This window comes from Gordonia sp. N1V (assembly GCF_029269935.1).
Classification (GTDB): domain Bacteria; phylum Actinomycetota; class Actinomycetes; order Mycobacteriales; family Mycobacteriaceae; genus Gordonia; species Gordonia polyisoprenivorans.
Genome location: NZ_JARJDD010000011.1, coordinates 162,776 through 179,095 on the forward strand (window position 1 = coordinate 162,776; position 16,320 = coordinate 179,095).

Here is a 16,320-nt window from a genome sequence, read left to right on the forward strand (position 1 = left end):
CACCAACCATCAGCTGGTGGCGACGCGGCCCTCGTCGCTCACTTAGACCGTGGTGGTCTCGGCATGGTCGAGCGAGTATCGATACGGGCCCATGCTGAGCACGCAGACGATCGCCACCGCGACCATCGCCACGATCGGCACGACACCCGCCGCATATGACCCGGTGAACGAATACACCTGCCCGAGAAGGAATACGCCGACCGCCGACCCCATGGCGAAGAGGAAGTAGACCACGCCGAGAACCCGGCCGTAGGAGTGCTTCGGGAAGTAGCGGCTCGTCATGTATGCCGCCACATCGCCTTCGGCGCCGAGTGCCAGCCCGATCAGGACTGCCCCGAGGAACAGCGCCGGACTCGATGTCGACGAGATCACGAGAACCACTCCGACCGCACACGCGGCGAAAATGGTTGCGCCGACGAATGATGCGAAGACCCGGTCAAGCAGGTAACCGACGATCAGGCGGGCGACGATGGACGACAGGCTCAGCACGGACAGCAGTGTGACGGCCAATGTACGATCGATGCCCTTGTCCGTGGTCATCGGCACCACTTGTGACATCAATCCGAACGTGGCCGTCGACACCAGGAAGATCGCGGCGCTCAACAACCAGAATTGACGAGACGATGTCGCGATGCGCCGCAACGATTCTCCTGCCGTCCGACCCGCGGCGCGCGCGGCGGCGCGCTCACGCTCGTGCTCGGCCGGCATCTTGGTGACGAATGCGTACACCGCGGTGGGAATCGCCGTGCACAGCGCACCGATGACGAGAAACGTTCCGCGCCAGCCGATCATGTCCAATAGATAGTTGGCCAGGTACGGCATCAGAACCCCGCAGGCACCCAGTCCGGCCATCAGCACACCGAGCGCAAGCCCGCGCCGGTCGGAGAACCATGCGCTCACCACGGTCGCGTGTGCGACCGGATTGACCGCACCCGCACTCGCGCCGATCAGTACGCACAGAGCGTAGAAGACGCCCTGATTGGCCGGCAGCGCGGCCATCAGCATCAGTCCGATCCCGAAGCCGAGCGTCATGGGGATGGTGGGAATTCGTGGCCCGTAGCGATCGACGAGCACGCCGAGCGCAACAATGCTGACCCCCACGAAGAGCGTCTCGACCGAGAATCCGTTGGTGATCACCGAGCGGCTCCATCCGAACTCATCGGCCATCGGTTTGCCCAAGATGTTGAAAAGGACGTTCACCGTGCTGGTCCCGAACAACAGGGTGAGGAATCCTGTTGCCGCATACCACCATCGGTTGAGATGGCCGACGCGGACGGGCGTTGTGGTCGTGGTCATCACAGAACTCCTGTATCCGAAGGAACCCGCGCGGTGACGCGAGCTGTGGCGGGGATCACCCATTGGAGCATATGGACAGTCCAATTGTAAATATCGGTCCTATCGGACATTCCCATCCCGGGCACGCCGCCGTCGCGATCGCCAGACAGATCCGCACTGCTATCGCGAGCGGGTCCCTTGCGCCGCGGCAGCAAGCGGCGATACTGTTATGCAAATGGTCAGTCCAATGACCGAAACCGCCGGGCCCCGCCCGCACACGAAAGGACACCGACGTCTGATGGCCGAATTCACCGACATCACCTACGAGGTCGACAACGGGCTGGCGTGGATCACGATCAATCGCCCCGAGCGCTACAACGCCTTCCGCGCCCAGACTGTCGACGAGTTGATCCTCGCGTTCAAGCGGGCCTGGGCCAGTTCCGATGTCGGCGTCGTTGCGCTCACCGGAGCCGGCGACAAGGCATTCTGTGCGGGCGGCGATCAGAAGCAGCGTGCCGAGACCGGCGACTACGGCCCGTCGCAGAGCGGCTTGTTCGAGGTCGAGTCGCTGCACCGCGTCATCCGCGACAACCCCAAGCCCGTCATCGCCGCTGTCAACGGTCTGGCCATCGGCGGTGGACACGTGCTGCATGTGCTGTGCGATCTGACCATCGCTGCCGATACCGCCCAGTTCGGCCAGAACGGTCCCCGCGTCGGATCGTTCGACGCCGGCCTCGGCTCGGGATACCTGGCTCGCGTCGTCGGCGAGAAGCGCGCGCGAGAGATCTGGTTCATGCTGCGCCGCCTGTCGGCAGAAGAAGCCCTCGACTGGGGTCTGGTCAACAAGGTCGTCCCGGCCGCCGAATTGCGCAATGAGGTGCGTGCATGGGCGGACCAGATGCTCGACTTCTCCCCGACCGCACTGAAAGTCCTCAAGCAGTCGCTCAACACCGACACCGAACACTTCGTCAGCGTCGGGCAGATGGCGTATTCGACTCTGGAGATCTTCGGCGAGACCCCCGAAGCCCGCGAGGGCATCACGGCGTTCAACGAGAAGCGCAAGCCCGACTTCACCCCCTACCGGGGCAAGTAGCAGTGCAGTTCTCCACCGAACAGGTCCAGTTCGCGGCGGCCGTCGAGCAGTACTGCCGCCGCGAGCTGGCAACCGTCGTCCAGCGCGACGCCGTGACCGACGGCGGCACCCTGTCCAACAGCCCGAAAGTGCTGGCCGATATGGCGGACAACGGTTGGCTGGCGGTGTCGCTGCCGGAAGAATTCGGGGGTGGCGGTGCGGGATTCGTCGATGAGTGCATCTTCTTGGAGGAGTCCGCCCGCGGACTGGCCCCGATCACGGGCTACTCCACCGGACTCACCGCCGCTCAGACCTATCTGCGGTGGGGCACCGACGATCAGAAGAAGACCATCGTCACCAATCTCGCTGCCGGGCGGCTCGAAGCCATCGCGCTATCCGAGCCCGGCGCCGGTTCCGATCTGGCCGGGCTCCGGGTCACCGCGCGGCGCGAGGGCGACCGATATGTGATCAACGGTCAGAAGACCTGGATCTCGGCCGCCCATGTGGCCGAACACATCCTGGTCCTCGCCCGCGAGGACTCCTCGGGGACCAAACATCAGGGCTTGACGCTGCTGATGGTGCCCACCGACGCCCCGGGGTTGATCATTCGCGGTATCGAGACGATGGAAGCCCGCACCTGCAACGACGTGTTCTTCACCGACGTCGAGGTACCCGCCTCCGCGGTCGTCGGAGAGCCCTGCAAGGCGTGGAAGCAACTCATGCGGGGCCTGAGCATCGAACGGATGATCATCGCGGCCATGAGCATCGGTGGTGCCCGTCGAGCACTCGACGACGTCATCGCCTACGCGCGGCAGCGTGAGCAGTTCGGCCGGGCGATCGGCTCCTTCCAGGCGCTGCGACACCGCATCGCCGATCTGGCCACCGACATCGAACTCGCCCGAGTGTTCGTCTACGATGTCGCGACCAAGATCGATGCCGGCCTCGAGGACGATCTCGCGCGGGAAAGCGCCATGGCCAAGATGCGATGCACCGAGGTCGCGAAGAACACGACACTCGAGGCCATGCAGATGATGGGTGGCTACGGCTACGCCCGCGAATACGGCATGGAGGGTCAGGTGCGTCGCGCGCTCGCTCCTCCGATCTATGGCGGTACCAACGAGATTCAGCGCGAGATCATCGCGAAGAACATCGGCCTGTGAGTTCCACCAACCCGACGACCGCTGCTCCGAAAGGTGCATGATGACCGACGACACCACGTTCTCCCCGAAACTGCTTGCCGACAAACGCATCCTGATCACCGGCGGCGGTACCGGCCTCGGCCGGGGCGTCGCCCGCCACCTGGTGGAGCACGGCGCCGAGGTCCACCTGTGGGGCCGGCGTGAGGCCGTACTCGCCGAAGCCGCCGAGGAGGCATCGGCTCCCCGACCCGGGTCCGTGCACTTCCACACGGTGGATGTACGCGACTACGACAGCGTTGACTCGACGATGGCCACCATCTGGTCCGATCACGGACCGCTGACCGGAGTGCTCAACAACGCGGCGGCGAACTTCATCGCACAAACCAAGGATCTGAGCCCGCGCGCGTTCTCGGCCATCACCAGCACCGTGATGAACGGGTCCTTTCACACCGCACACGCCGCCGGCAAGAGGTGGATCGCCGAGGGTCTGCCCGGTTCCATCCTGTCCACCCTGACCACCTGGGTGTGGACCGGAAGCGCATTCGTCGTGCCCTCGGCCATGGCCAAGGCCGCGGTCCACTCGATGACGATGTCATTGGCCGTGGAGTGGGCCAAGTACAACATCCGCGTGAATGCTGTCGCCCCCGGGCCGATCCCGACCGACTACGCCTGGGAAATGCTCAATCCCACCGACAAGAGCTCGGTCGGTGCAACCCAGACCGATCAGATCCCCGCCGGTCGTGCCGGCACCATTGACGAGTTGGCCAACCTGACGATGTTCCTGCTCTCCGACGCCTGCGACTATCTGACCGGGCAGACGATCGCGATGGACGGGGGTCAGATGTTGGCGGGTCCAGGGACATTTGCCGGCCTGACGAATCTCTCCGACGCCGATTGGGAGCAGATCAAGGAGAGCAGCAAGGCTGCCTCCGCGTCGAGCAAGAGCCAACGCACCGTGTAGGTGAGGACGTTCGCGGTAGGAGGCACCAATGTGCAGATCCCGATCCCGAGGAATCATTCGCATCGCGTGGACGTCGTTCGCGTGCATGCTGATGTGGCTGGCGTCGGCGGCCGGTCCCGCGAGTGCCACACCCCCACCGACCGGACCGCCGCAAGTCAACTGGAACAACGCCTTTGCCTACGGGCTGGCCAATCCCGACGCAATCCCGCCGGGCATGAACAAACCCGGTTGCGTACCGTCTCCCCGCCATCCACGTCCCGTGGTCCTGGTCAACGGAATGTTCGAGAGCTCCTATGTCAGCTGGTCCTACCTCTCGACCCGCCTGACCGCACAGGGATACTGCGTCTACGGCACCGACTACGGTCGCGGCACCGGCACACAATTGCCGCTGCTGCAGGTCAATGCGTTGACCGAGTCGGCCGCCGAAATCGGGCGATTCGTCGACATCGTCCGTCGGGAGACCGGCGCGGATACCGTCGACCTGGTCGGCCACTCAGAGGGCGGATTGGTCCCGCTCTACTACATCAATCATCTCGGTGGCGATCGCACGGTGCACGACATGATCGGCATCGCGCCGATCACCAACGGTGTGCGCCTCTACGGCCTGCTCACCGAACTGAGATCCGATCCCGCATTGGCACAACGGGTTGGTGATGCGCTGCCCAGCGTTCGGGACGGGACCGTGGGTTCGGACTTCGTGCGTGCGACCGCACGCGGCGGGATGACCCGACCCGGCGTGCGCTACCTGACCATCAGTTCGCGGCACGACCTGGTCGTGGAGACGCGCGAATCCGCGCTCCCGCCAGGACCATCGGTGACCAACATCGTCATCCAGAACTATTGCCCGAACGACCTGGCCGACCACAACACGGTCGCCTACGACGAGAACATCGCATCGTTGGTCGACGACCGGCTCGCCGGACGACCGTTGAGTGCGCCACGGTGTCGTCCGGTCGAGCCCTTCGTCCATATGGCGTCCTTCTGAACCCGTGGCCCGACGTTGCCCCACCGGGGCTCAGAGGACGACGCGGTCAGCGCTGGGCGATCCACGTCGGGAGGTACTCGTACGAACGGCTGCGAGTGAGGGCGAACTCGAAGATCCCGCTGCCCTGCTGCCCATTCCAGTAGAACCGGCACAGCCGGTCGGTCAGTGCGGAGTCGACGGTGCTGGGATTCACGGTGCCGTCGAACGGATACCGGTCGGATTCGACGTGATCGCGGCCGAGTTGCTTTCCGTGATGCCCGCCGTAGCCGGCACCGGCCATGTAGCCGCCCCGTGCTCGGGCATCGGCGTCGACGGTGAAGACCTGGCCGGACTCGGTGGTCACCTCGACCACGCCCTCGACGAGGTCGCGCTTGTCGTCGAAGGTGAGACGATGACGAACGTCGGTGACGTCATCGACGAGGCCGTTCTCGTGCATCACCGCTCCCTCGAGGAGCAGCCGCTGATGATTTCGGGTCTCGACGAGCAGGAATCCGATGGACAGATCCGGGAACTGCGCCTGGTACCAGATGTGGAGGCCTTGGCCGCCGGACATCGTGCGCACTCCCCGCGAACGGTCGCGTTGTCCGTACCACCCATCGACGGCGTGGGTCGTGCCGTCGATGGTCAGTGTGCCCTCGTAGCGACCGGACTGGAAGAGATGCTCGAAGGAGGTCGACTCGCCACCGGCATTGTCCACCGCAACGGTGCCGAACCACGCAGGTGTGCGGGCGCGCCAGGTGAGATCGAAGGCTACCCCGATGGGGTTGTCCGCCAACGTCAGCCGCCAGACCCGGTTCGGCTCGACAACGGCGAAACGGAACGGCCCCCCACCGTCGCCGTCGGTGTCGGAGAGCTCGGTGGAGAATCGGAGGTTGCGCTGTTCGGTCTCGTCGGACACGACGACGAATCCGTCGACGGTGTTCTTGGCCGGGTACATCCCGAACCCCATGAGTACCGACGGCGCGGTCGCCGATTCGGGGTGCAGGTTGAACACGAAGCGGTCGAAGAACTTGTCCGGCAGGTCGGTTCGTGTCGGGTCCACGAGCGGGTCGTGAAACTCGCGCTGCGTCATGGTGTTCGACTGTTCGGCCATGAGATCTCCTTCTGGTGCGGTCACGTGCGTCGGGTGTCGGTGACGTCAGCGTGCAGACCGGTGGTTCCGCTCAGGCCTGCTGCGCGGCGTGCGTCGGCGAGAAACGCCGTCACCAGTGACGGGTCGGCGTAGTACGGGTCGCCGATGCCGTCGAGTACTCGGCGACGGCTGTACTCGTAGAGCACGGCCAGTTTCCACAGCGCGAGAGTGGTGTACCACGCGAGGGTGCTCAGGTCGCGTCCGCTGCGATCCGCGTAGCGGTCCAGGAGCTCGGCGCGGGCGGGAAATCCGGCTTCGAGCATCGCGGTGCCCAGGGCTGCGGTCGGATTCGGGTCGTGCCCGGGCTCGGGGATGGTCGCGGCGAGGTATCCGACGTCGAGCAGCGGGTCGCCGAGGGTGCACAGTTCCCAGTCGAGCACGGCCGCGATGCGGCCCGGTGGGTCCGGCTCGAGTACCACGTTGCCGATCCGGAAGTCACAGTGCACCAGGGTCGCACCGGATTCGGGCGGCGTGTGAGCCAGGAGCCAGTCGTCGATGTCGGCGAACTCGGCCGGCGCATTTCCCTCGGCGTCGGCGACCAGTCGCCGCATCCGTGAGACGTGGCGTGCGTTGAATCCCTCAGGTCGCCCCAGGTCGCCCAAACCGATTGCGTGCCAATCAACATCGTGGAGTGCTGCCAGGGTGTCGGCCATCGCCAGACCGATCTCCCGCCGTGTCTGCGTGGTGCTCAGCGAGTGCGGTGTCTCGGTGGTCACCACCGGGCCTTTCGCGAAGGTCATCACATAGAGGGGCACATCGATGACCTCCCCCTCGCCGGCGGTGGCCAACACCCGCGGTACCGGGACGTCGGTGGTGCTCAGGGCCGACATGATCCGTGCCTCGCGCAACATGTCGTTGGCGCCCGGCGGAATCGGAGGCGGTGGCGGACGACGGACGACGACGGTGTCGGTACCGTCGGTCACCAGATACGTGAGGTTCGAGTGGCCGTCACCGATCCGCCGAGTGCTGATCGGGCCGGACATCAGCCCTCGCTCGGCCAGGAATGCTTGCAGTTGCGCGAGCTCCTGGCGGCTCCAGTCCCAGTCGGTCACTGCTTTAGTTCCCGTGGAAGACCGGTGCGCGCTTCTCCTTGAAGGCGGCAAGGGCTTCGGGCATGTCGGCGGTGCGGGTGAGCAGTGCTTGGCCACGGTTCTCCAATTCCAGAGCGGCCTCGTACGAACCGATTTCGGCGTTGCGCTGAATGGCGCGTTTGGACATGCGTACCCCGCCCGGCGAGTTCTGCGCGATCTGGCGTGCCATCGCCAAAGCCTCGTCCAGCAAATCCTCGGACGGAACGACGGCGTTGACCAAACCGATGCGCAGAGCTTCCTCTGCCTCGACGACCCGTGCGGTGAAACCGATATCGGCCGCGCGGGCCGGGCCGACCAGCCGGGTCAGGTTGAACGACGTGCCGAGTTCACCGCAGGAGAGTCCAACCTTCACGAACGCGGCGCTCATCTTGACGGTCGGAGCGGCGAGCCGGATATCGGCAGCGAGGGCGAGCGAGAATCCGCCACCCGTCGCCGGCCCGTGAATCGCCGCGATCACCGGGAACGGTAGATGTCGGATGGATTGGATTCCGCCGGTGGCGGTTTCCTGGAACTTGAGGAACTCCCGCACCCCCATCTCGGCGATGACATGGATCTCGTCGAGATCGAAACCCGGGCAGAAGGCCCGGCTCCCGGCTCCGGTGACGATCAATGCCCGCAATCCGCTGTCGCGCAGCGCCCGGCCCGCCGCGAGGAACTCCGAGAACATCTCCACCGTTTGCGAGTTCATCCGCTCGGGACGATTGATGCGGAGTATGCCGATGCCGGGCTCGGCCTCCTCGAACGTCAGGGTTTCGAGGTCGGGGAATGGAATGGACATCCGGTGACACCTTGCCTTGTGAGATGGTCGAGAACGATCAGTGGTCTACTCACTTGCCCTCGAACACGGGGCGACGTTTCTCCTTGAATGCGTTGAGCGCTTCGACCATGTCGGGACTGCGCGTGAGCAACGCCTGTCCACGATTCTCCAATTCGATTGCGGTGGCATAGGACCCGACCTCCAGGTTGGCCTGCAACGCACGCTTGGACAGCTGTACGCCACCGGGCGAATTGGCGACGATCTGCTCGGCGAGATTGAGTGCATCGGCGATCAGGTCGTCGGGGTCGCTGATCGAATTGATCAGTCCGAGTTCCGCGGCTTCCTCGGCGCCGACGATCCGCCCCGTGAAACAGATCTCGCTGGTCTTGGCCGGTCCGATGAGCCGGGTCAGCAACCAGGATGTGCCGAGGTCTCCTGCCGACAGTCCGATGCGAACGAACGCCGCATTGAATTTCGCAGCGGGACTGCCGATTCGGATGTCTGCGGCCAGTGCCAGGGAGAAGCCACCACCGGCCGCCGGGCCGTTGATCGCGCCGATCACCGGCACGCGCAGCGACCTGATCGCCGCGAGCGCCCGGGCGGCGCGCTCCTGCTGGTCGAGCATTCCCAACGCTCCCAGGTTCGGCAGATCGTCGGCGTCGGCGAGGTCGTAGCCGGAGCAGAAGGCCTTACCTGCACCGGTGAGGATGACGACGCGGAGGTCGTCCTCACCATCGAGGCCCCATGCGAGTCGTTCCATCTCGACGAACATGGTGTTGGTCATCGCGTTGTAACGGTCGGGACGGTTCAGCGTCACCTGCACGACGCCCGGTGTGACCTCCTCGGCGAGGAGGGTGTCAAAGTTCTCATCCAAGGTCTTCATGGCACTCCTTGCGGCGGTATGTGGTGGTGTGCGGACTCAGGCGGTGCGGCTGCGCCGGCGTGTCCGTACTCAGCGGAACCGGGGTTTGCGCTTGTCGACGAACGCCGCAATCCCCTCGGCCGCCTCGCCGTCGGTGAACAGCTTCCCGATCTCGTCGACCTCGACGCGCGCTCCCTCCGACAGCGGAAGATCGAAAGCCGCGTCCACGGTCCGGACCACGGCCACCTGCGCGGGCAACGACGGGCCGACGAGCTGATCGGCCAACGACAACGCCTCGGCGACCGCATCTCCGTCGGTGAGACGGTCCACCAATCCGATCCGATACGCCTCGTCGGCGGGTACCTGACGTGCGGTGAGCATGATGTCGAGCGCGCGACCACGCCCGACGAGGCGCGGGAGCCGTTGTGTGCCTCCGGCACCGGGAATCAGACCGAGCTTGACCTCGGGTAGTCCGAATGCGCCGCGCGGACCCGCGACACGCAGAGTGCACGCCATGGCGAGTTCCAGTCCGCCACCGAGAGCGACTCCGTCGACCGCGGCGATCGACAGCAACTCCGACGCGGCGAGACGATCGTTGACCTCACGCATCTTGTCGCCGTAGGCGGTGAAGCTCGCCGCATCGATGGACGACAGGTGTTTGATGTCGGCGCCGGCGGCGAAGAACCCGGGAATGGCCGAGGTGATCACCACGACCTTGACATCCCCGGCTTTCTCGGCCGCGTCCATGGCCAGGTGCAGACCGTCCAATAGCGGAATACCCAGTGCGTTGGCCGGCGGTCGCTCGAGCGTCACCGCGGTGACACCTGGCGACACCGTCTTCCAGGTGACCACGTCCTGAGCTTGATCCGCCATGTCCATCCTCACATTTCGCCCGTACAGGACACCGAGTTCGTCGAACACTCCGACATCTCGACGCTATCGGCAGACCTACTCGTAGTCAACCATTATTTTGGTATGACCAAAATACCTAAACTCGAGGTGAGGGCGAGTTGAAGTCGCCCGCGCTGGGAGAGGCCTGGTAAATTGGGTCCGACCATATGCACAGAAAGCAGGTACCCATGCCCGAGCCGAGCGCGGTCGCACGCCACCCGGTTCAGCTGCAGCCGATGCAGGTGCCCAAGGCCTCCGATGTTCTCGCCAACGACCTGCGGGAACGTATTCTCCGCGGTGAATTCCCGTCCGGCACTGCTCTCCCCCCGGAACGAGAACTCGTCACCCAGACCAAGATGAGCCGCACCACCGTCCGCGAGGCGTTGCGCATTCTCGAAGTCCAGGGATTGGTGGCGATCAGGACCGGGCGGTCCGGCGGCGCGTTCGTTCAGCAGCCGGGCGGCGACTCGGTGGCCACCTCGGTCAATCTGCTGATCCGCGGACAACAGCTGCGTCTGACCGACCTCCTCGAGACCCGCGAGGCGATCGAACCGGCGTGTGCCGGACTCGCCGCAAAGTACCGCAACGACGAGGACATCGCAGCGCTCGAAGCGGCCAACGCCGTCATCGGCGATCTCGACAATCCGCTCGAGAAGTTCTTGCAGGCCAACGTCGATTGGCACATCGGGGTGGCCGTCGCCAGTCACAACGAGCTTCTGACCGGCTTCATGACTGCGCTTTCCAATGCGATCTACAGCTCGACCGAGAACAAGGCGTTCGTCGACGACGAGGTCCGCAAGGTCACCTTCAAGGCGCACAAGACCATCACCGACGCCATCCGCGCGGGAGATTCGGCCGCGGCCACCCGGCGCATGACCAAGCACGTGCACGGTTATGCCGAGGCGGTCGTGCAGGTCGAGGAGCGCACGGAGATCGAGATCCACGACTGAGTGCGCAGCGCCATGACGGGGCCGGGCAACACAACCCGCGACCGGAAGCCGATGTGCTCAGGTCTTCACCGGAGCCGACAGGTGCGTGCGCAGGCCGTCGAGGATGTGACTGTTGACAACTCTCGTCTCCACGTCTGACAGACCCCAGGGGGGCGCGATGAGGTCAAGATGATCGAAGCCCTCGCCGATGCCGGCGATCGCCTCGGCGAAATCCCCGGGAGCACAGGCGATGGTGATGTTGTCGATGATGTCGTCGGTGACGGCATTGATCACGCCCTCGCTGTCGCGGTTGCGTGCGGCGTCGCGGATACGCTCCTGTTCCGCGGTCCAGCCGTGTAGCGCGAACAGTGTGTCGTACACGCGTGAGGCCGCGTACTGACCGATCGCGTAGGCGGCCTGGCGACGGGCCTTGTCGACGTCGTCGTCGATGGCGCACATGCGGATTCCCATGATGGTCACCTCGGACGGGTCACGCTCGGCGAGCTGCGCGCCCGTGGCGATCTCCTCGGCGACCGGCCCGCGCACGTACTCCGTCGTGTACATGGGATGCCCGACCAGTCCATCGGCGTATCGGCCGGCGGTCCGCAGCATCAGCTTGTTCACGCCCGCCACCCAAATCGGGATTTCCGCCCGAACCGGTTCGGGCACATCGGAGGTGGGTGCGACATGCACCTGGTAGAAGCGTCCGTCGTGATGTACCGGCCCCTCGTGCAGGCGCCAGAGTTTCTTGAGCACCACCAGCAACTCGGCCATCCGCTCCGCGGGTGCCTCACCGGTGACCCCGTGCCAGGCTTCCATCATCTTGGGGGTGCCGTTGCCGAGCCCGAGAATGATTCGCCCGCCGGACAATTCGTCGAGATCACGGGCCTCGGCGGCCCACATCAGCGGACTGCGCCCGACTCCGTAGGCGATGTTGGAGCCGATCGCGATCGTCTCGGTTCCGGCCGCCAGCATCGCCATCGGGACGGTGGCCGACCGGCTGTAGAGTTCGCTCGTCCACACCGCCGCACAACCGATCTCCTCGGCGACCCTGGCGAACTCGACCATCGAGTCGAATCGCTCCCGTCCGGTTCCGATGCCGAACGCGTTGACTCCGAAGGTGGTCATGTCGATGGTCCTCTCACGTGTCGTCAGGATCGGCGCGGGAATCGGCCGAAGTCCGGAGTTCGCTTGGCCTTGAACGCCTCACGACCCTCTTGCGCTTCGTCGGTCGAGTAGAACAGCAGATTGGTGTCATGCGCCAGCTGCTGGATTCCGGCGAGTCCGTCCTCGGCGGCGTGAAAGCTCGCTTTCATCAGCCGTAACGCCATCGGCGAGAGCTGGAGCATCTCCCGGCACCATTGCACCGTCTCGGTTTCCAGATCTGCCAGCGGCACCACCGTGTTCACCAGCCCCATGTCCAGCGCCTGCTGCGCGGTGTACTGGCGGCACAGGAACCAGATCTCCTTCGCCTTGCGGGTACCGACGAGATCGGCCAGTAGTCCGGCGCCGAAGCCGCCGTCGAACGACCCGACCCGCGGACCGACCTGACCGAGGCGTGCATTGTCGGCGGCGATGGTCAGGTCGCAGACGATCTGCAACACGTGCCCGCCGCCGATCGCATACCCCGCGACCATGGCCACCACGGGTTTCGGTAGCCGCCGGATCTGTACCTGGAGATCGGTGACGTGGAAGCGCCCGACGGCCGAGGGGTTCTCCGGATCGGTGAGATAGCCGGTGTCGCCGCGCACCCGTTGGTCACCGCCGGAACAGAACGCCTTGTCGCCTTCCCCGGTCAGCACGATGACACCGATACCCGGATCCTCGCGCGCGTGGGTGAGCGCGTCGGAAATCTCGATGAGGGTTTGTGGCCGAAAGGCGTTGTGCACCTCGGGCCGGCAGATGGTGATCTTGGCGATGCCGTCGTCGGTGCGGGAGTAGTCGACGTCGTCGTAGCGACGGACCGTCGACCACTGCACCTGTGTGTCGCCCACCCTCAGGCCATCGTGAGGCCGCCGCTGACCGACAGCGTCTGGCCGGTGATGTAGCCGGTCTCGTCGGAGGCGAAGAAGGCGACCGCCGCTCCGATGTCGGATGGCTGCCCCAGTCGCTTCATCGGCACCGATCGGGTCATGCCGCCGAGCACCTTGTCGGCGTCCTGGCCGGAATTGTTGGCGAACTTCCGCAGGGCCGGGGTGTCAGTGGGTCCGGGGCACACGGTGTTGACGGTGACGCCCTTGGTGGCGACCTCACGCGCAAGCGTCTTGGTGAAAGCGATGATGCCGCCCTTGGCCCCGGAGTACACGGCCTCCAGTGACGAACCGACACGCCCTGCATCGGAACCGATGTTGATCACCCGACCGAAGCCGCGCTCGATCATGCCCGGGACAACGGTGTGGTTGACCCGCAGCGCGCCCTTGAAGTTGATGTCGAGGATCTTGTTCCAGAAGTCCTCGTCGGTATCGAGGAACTTCATGAAGTCGTCCCAGCCGGCGTTGTTGACCGCGACCTCCACCGGACCGAGCTCCGCGGTGATCTTCTCCACGGCAGCTTTCACCGACGCGGTGTCGGTGACGTCGATGGAGACGGCGATGGCCTCTCCCCCGGCGGCGACGATCTCCTTGGCGGTCTGCTGGGCGACGTCGAGGTTGAGGTCGGCGATCGCGACCCGGAAGCCGGCCTCGCCGAGCCTGCGCGAGATGCCTTCGCCGATGCCTTGTGCGCCGCCGGTGACGAGCGCTACGCGGTTGGTCATGGTGATCCTTTCGTAGAGGTGATCGGAGTTGTTGCGGAGGAGGCCAATTCAGGCGGCGAATGCCGCTCTGGAGAGTTCGTCGCGGAATTCGGGCGCTGCGATCTCGATGAGTCGCCTGCGGCGTTCGGCCAGGGGCTGACCACGCAGATGGGCGATTCCGTGTTCGGTGACGACGCAGTCGACATCGGCCCGCGCCGTGGTCACCACACCCTCATCGAGGGCGAACTTGATGGACGAGCGTCCACGCATGGTGGAGCGCAACGCGACGATCGACCGTTTTCCGGTCAGCGCGGCCGCCCGGGCGAAGTCGACCTGGCCGCCGACGGCACCGAGGTAGGTGCCTCGGCTCATCTCCGCGCCGACCTGGCCGGTGAGGTCGACCTCGATCGCGAAGTTCACCGCGACCAACGACGACAACTGCGAAAGGACCTGCGGGGCATGGGTGTAGCTGGTCGGACGGAACAGCATCGGTAGATCCGCCACCCGCGCGTACAGTTCGGCCGACCCGAGTGCGGTACCGGCGACCGCGAGCCCGACGTCGACCTGCTTGCGGGCACCGGTGATCACACCCTTGTCGATCAGACGCATCACACCGTCGGTGAGCATGCCCGAATGCACCCCGAGATCAAGGTGTCCCGACAACGCATCGAAGACCGCCGCTCCGGTGGAGCCGATACCCACCTGAACGGTGTCGCCGTCGTCGACGAGGGTCGCCACATTGGCGGCGATCGCGCGATCGAGGTCGCCGGGTGCGCGCACGCTTTCCTCCTGCAACGGCCGGTCGGTCTCGAGGGTTGCGGCGAAGCGGGACAGCGGGATTCGCGGTGAACCGGACATTGCCGGCATCTGCGTGTTGATCTCGGCGAACAACAGCGAGGTGTGTTCGGCGGCGTCGGCCATGTAATCGACCCCGATGCCGAGCGAACACATACCGTCGACGTCGGGAGGTGAGACCTGCAGCAGGCCCGCATCACACGGGAGCCGGTGTTCGGCGAACATCCGCGGCAGCGCGGAGTAGTGGCACGGGACGACTTCGAGTTGGTCGGTGGCCCCGAGTTCCCGCAGCGAGCCGAGCCCACCGTAGGACACCATCGTGTCGGTCGGTGACATCTGGTGCGCGAGCTGGTCGTTCCAGCTCAAACCGGTGAACAGCCGCAGGGGGCCGAGTTTCGGGGCCTGCGCCAGGAGCTCGTCGACGAGCGGGCGTGGTTCGGCCGCGGCCTGCGACCACCACACACCCATTCCCGGACGCAACACACCACCGAAATCGACCATCAGTCGACCCGCTCGATCAGTGTTCCCGTACCGAGACCGCCACCACAGCACATCGTCACCAGCCCCAGGTGGGTGTCGCGACGTTCCATCTCCGAGAGCAGGGTGGCGATCAGCCGAGAGCCGGTCGCGCCCACCGCATGTCCGAGCGCAATCGCACCACCGTTCACGTTGACCCGGTCCTCGTCCGGCTTGAGTTCACGCTGCCACGCCAGCACCACCGACGAGAACGCCTCGTTGACCTCGAACAGGTCGATGTCGTTGACGGTCAGGTTGTTTCGACTCAAGATCTTGTGCGTGGCCGGGATGGGACCGGTAAGCATGATGATCGGATCGACACCGACGGTGGTCTGATCGGCGATCCGGGCGCGGATGCGCAAACCGTACTTGTCGGCTGCCTCACGAGTGCACAGCAGGACCGCGGCGGCACTGTCACAGATCGGGCTCGACGTCCCGGCGGTGACCCGACCGTTCTCCTCGCGGAACACGGTCTTGAGCTTGGCGAGACTCTCCAGCGAGGTACCCGGACGCACGGCTTGGTCGCCGGTCCGGATTTCGCCGTCGAGTTCCATCTTCACCATCTCGTCGACGAAGCGACCCGCCTCGATGGCATCGGTCGCCAAAGCATGCGAACGCACCGCGAACTCATCCATCTCGGTGCGCGAGATGTCCCACCGCTCGGCGATGAGTTCGGCGCTCTCACCCTGGGTGACGAAGTCGTAGCGTGCGCGCAGTTCGGTGGGCCACGGCTCCCCATAGAGTTCGCTGATCTTGGCCGGGGAGTTCATCGGCACATGGCCCATGTGCTCGACCCCGCCCGCGATGACGACGTCGTGCACGCCGGAAGCCACCAGCGCGGCAGCGAAATTCACCGAGGTCTGCGCCGAACCACACCTGCGGTCCAGGGTGGTGGCCGGCACCTCGGCGGGGTAGCCGGCCTGCAGCCACGCGTTGCGGCCGATGTTGCGGGACTGTTCGCCGAACGGTGCGGTACAGCCGATCACCAGATCCTCCACGGCTGCCGGGTCGAGACCCGAACGCGCGATGAGGTCGGTGTAACACGCGGCGAGCATCGCGTTGGGGTGGGTGGTGCGGAACCATCCCTTCTCCGGGTGTGATTTTCCGATCGGGGTCCGTACCGCCTCGGCGATGACCACCTCGCGGCCGTTGTCGACGAATGGTCCGGACACGGTGGCCAT

The 16,320-nt window shown here is 65.3% G+C and carries 16 protein-coding genes; 5 read left to right on the forward strand and 11 right to left on the reverse strand.

Features of this window, described 5'->3' with window-relative positions; all coding sequences use genetic code 11:
• Positions 1–42: 42 nt before the first annotated feature.
• A complete protein-coding gene (locus P3L18_RS16010; protein WP_276114618.1) occupies positions 43–1,296 on the reverse strand; it encodes an MFS transporter in 1,254 nt (417 codons plus the stop codon).
• A 277-nt stretch (positions 1,297–1,573) separates the two neighbouring features.
• Here P3L18_RS16010 and P3L18_RS16015 point away from each other — a divergent pair, with 277 nt between their 5' ends.
• From P3L18_RS16015 to P3L18_RS16030, 4 genes are read left to right on the forward strand one after another with little or no spacing between them, the layout of a single operon-like run.
• Positions 1,574–2,368 carry an enoyl-CoA hydratase-related protein gene (locus P3L18_RS16015; protein ID WP_006372221.1) on the forward strand — a complete coding sequence of 265 codons (795 nt, stop codon included), beginning with the start codon at positions 1,574–1,576 and terminating at the stop codon, positions 2,366–2,368.
• A gap of 2 nt (positions 2,369–2,370) precedes the next feature.
• On the forward strand, positions 2,371–3,507 hold the full coding sequence (locus P3L18_RS16020) for an acyl-CoA dehydrogenase family protein (RefSeq protein ID WP_276114619.1): 1,137 nt from the start codon (positions 2,371–2,373) through the stop codon (positions 3,505–3,507).
• Positions 3,508–3,547: 40 nt separating this feature from the next.
• Positions 3,548–4,447, forward strand: a complete 900-nt coding sequence (locus P3L18_RS16025; RefSeq protein WP_276114620.1) for an SDR family oxidoreductase — start codon at positions 3,548–3,550, stop codon at positions 4,445–4,447.
• 28 nt (positions 4,448–4,475) lie between these two features.
• Entirely contained in the window at positions 4,476–5,432 is a 957-nt protein-coding gene (locus tag P3L18_RS16030) for an alpha/beta fold hydrolase (RefSeq protein ID WP_276114621.1), read from the forward strand.
• A gap of 46 nt (positions 5,433–5,478) precedes the next feature.
• On the opposite strand, the gene P3L18_RS16035 is transcribed toward P3L18_RS16030, so the two are convergent.
• The 5 genes from P3L18_RS16035 to P3L18_RS16055 all read right to left on the reverse strand — a co-directional run bounded on the left by P3L18_RS16035 (position 5,479) and on the right by P3L18_RS16055 (position 10,147).
• On the reverse strand, positions 5,479–6,525 hold the full coding sequence (locus tag P3L18_RS16035) for a hypothetical protein (protein ID WP_276114622.1): 1,047 nt from the start codon (positions 6,523–6,525) through the stop codon (positions 5,479–5,481).
• Positions 6,526–6,545: 20 nt separating this feature from the next.
• Positions 6,546–7,616: a phosphotransferase family protein gene (locus P3L18_RS16040; protein ID WP_276114623.1), complete on the reverse strand. Its 1,071-nt coding sequence runs from the start codon at positions 7,614–7,616 to the stop codon at positions 6,546–6,548.
• 4 nt (positions 7,617–7,620) lie between these two features.
• A complete protein-coding gene (locus P3L18_RS16045; RefSeq protein ID WP_276114625.1) occupies positions 7,621–8,433 on the reverse strand; it encodes an enoyl-CoA hydratase-related protein in 813 nt (270 codons plus the stop codon).
• Positions 8,434–8,482: 49 nt separating this feature from the next.
• Entirely contained in the window at positions 8,483–9,295 is an 813-nt protein-coding gene (locus P3L18_RS16050; RefSeq protein ID WP_276114626.1) for an enoyl-CoA hydratase-related protein, read from the reverse strand.
• Between the two features lie 69 nt (positions 9,296–9,364).
• Entirely contained in the window at positions 9,365–10,147 is a 783-nt protein-coding gene (locus tag P3L18_RS16055; protein ID WP_276114627.1) for an enoyl-CoA hydratase-related protein, read from the reverse strand.
• Positions 10,148–10,353: 206 nt separating this feature from the next.
• Here P3L18_RS16055 and P3L18_RS16060 point away from each other — a divergent pair, with 206 nt between their 5' ends.
• Positions 10,354–11,115 (forward strand): FadR/GntR family transcriptional regulator, encoded by a 762-nt coding sequence (locus P3L18_RS16060; protein ID WP_276114629.1) that lies wholly within the window; start codon positions 10,354–10,356, stop codon positions 11,113–11,115.
• Positions 11,116–11,172: 57 nt separating this feature from the next.
• Here the strand turns inward: P3L18_RS16060 and P3L18_RS16065 are convergent, their stop codons facing one another.
• Genes P3L18_RS16065 through P3L18_RS16085 form a run of 5 tightly spaced genes read right to left on the reverse strand, consistent with a single transcriptional unit; the run spans position 11,173 to position 16,320 of the window.
• Positions 11,173–12,222: an LLM class flavin-dependent oxidoreductase gene (locus P3L18_RS16065; protein ID WP_276114630.1), complete on the reverse strand. Its 1,050-nt coding sequence runs from the start codon at positions 12,220–12,222 to the stop codon at positions 11,173–11,175.
• Positions 12,223–12,245: 23 nt separating this feature from the next.
• Positions 12,246–13,088 (reverse strand): 1,4-dihydroxy-2-naphthoyl-CoA synthase, encoded by an 843-nt coding sequence (menB, locus tag P3L18_RS16070; RefSeq protein ID WP_020171893.1) that lies wholly within the window; start codon positions 13,086–13,088, stop codon positions 12,246–12,248.
• 2 nt (positions 13,089–13,090) lie between these two features.
• Entirely contained in the window at positions 13,091–13,849 is a 759-nt protein-coding gene (locus P3L18_RS16075) for a 3-oxoacyl-ACP reductase family protein (RefSeq protein ID WP_276114631.1), read from the reverse strand.
• 48 nt (positions 13,850–13,897) lie between these two features.
• Entirely contained in the window at positions 13,898–15,124 is a 1,227-nt protein-coding gene (locus tag P3L18_RS16080) for an acetyl-CoA hydrolase/transferase C-terminal domain-containing protein (protein ID WP_276114632.1), read from the reverse strand.
• Entirely contained in the window at positions 15,124–16,320 is a 1,197-nt protein-coding gene (locus P3L18_RS16085) for a thiolase family protein (RefSeq protein WP_276114633.1), read from the reverse strand. Before P3L18_RS16085 ends, P3L18_RS16080 begins: the two co-directional genes overlap by 1 nt.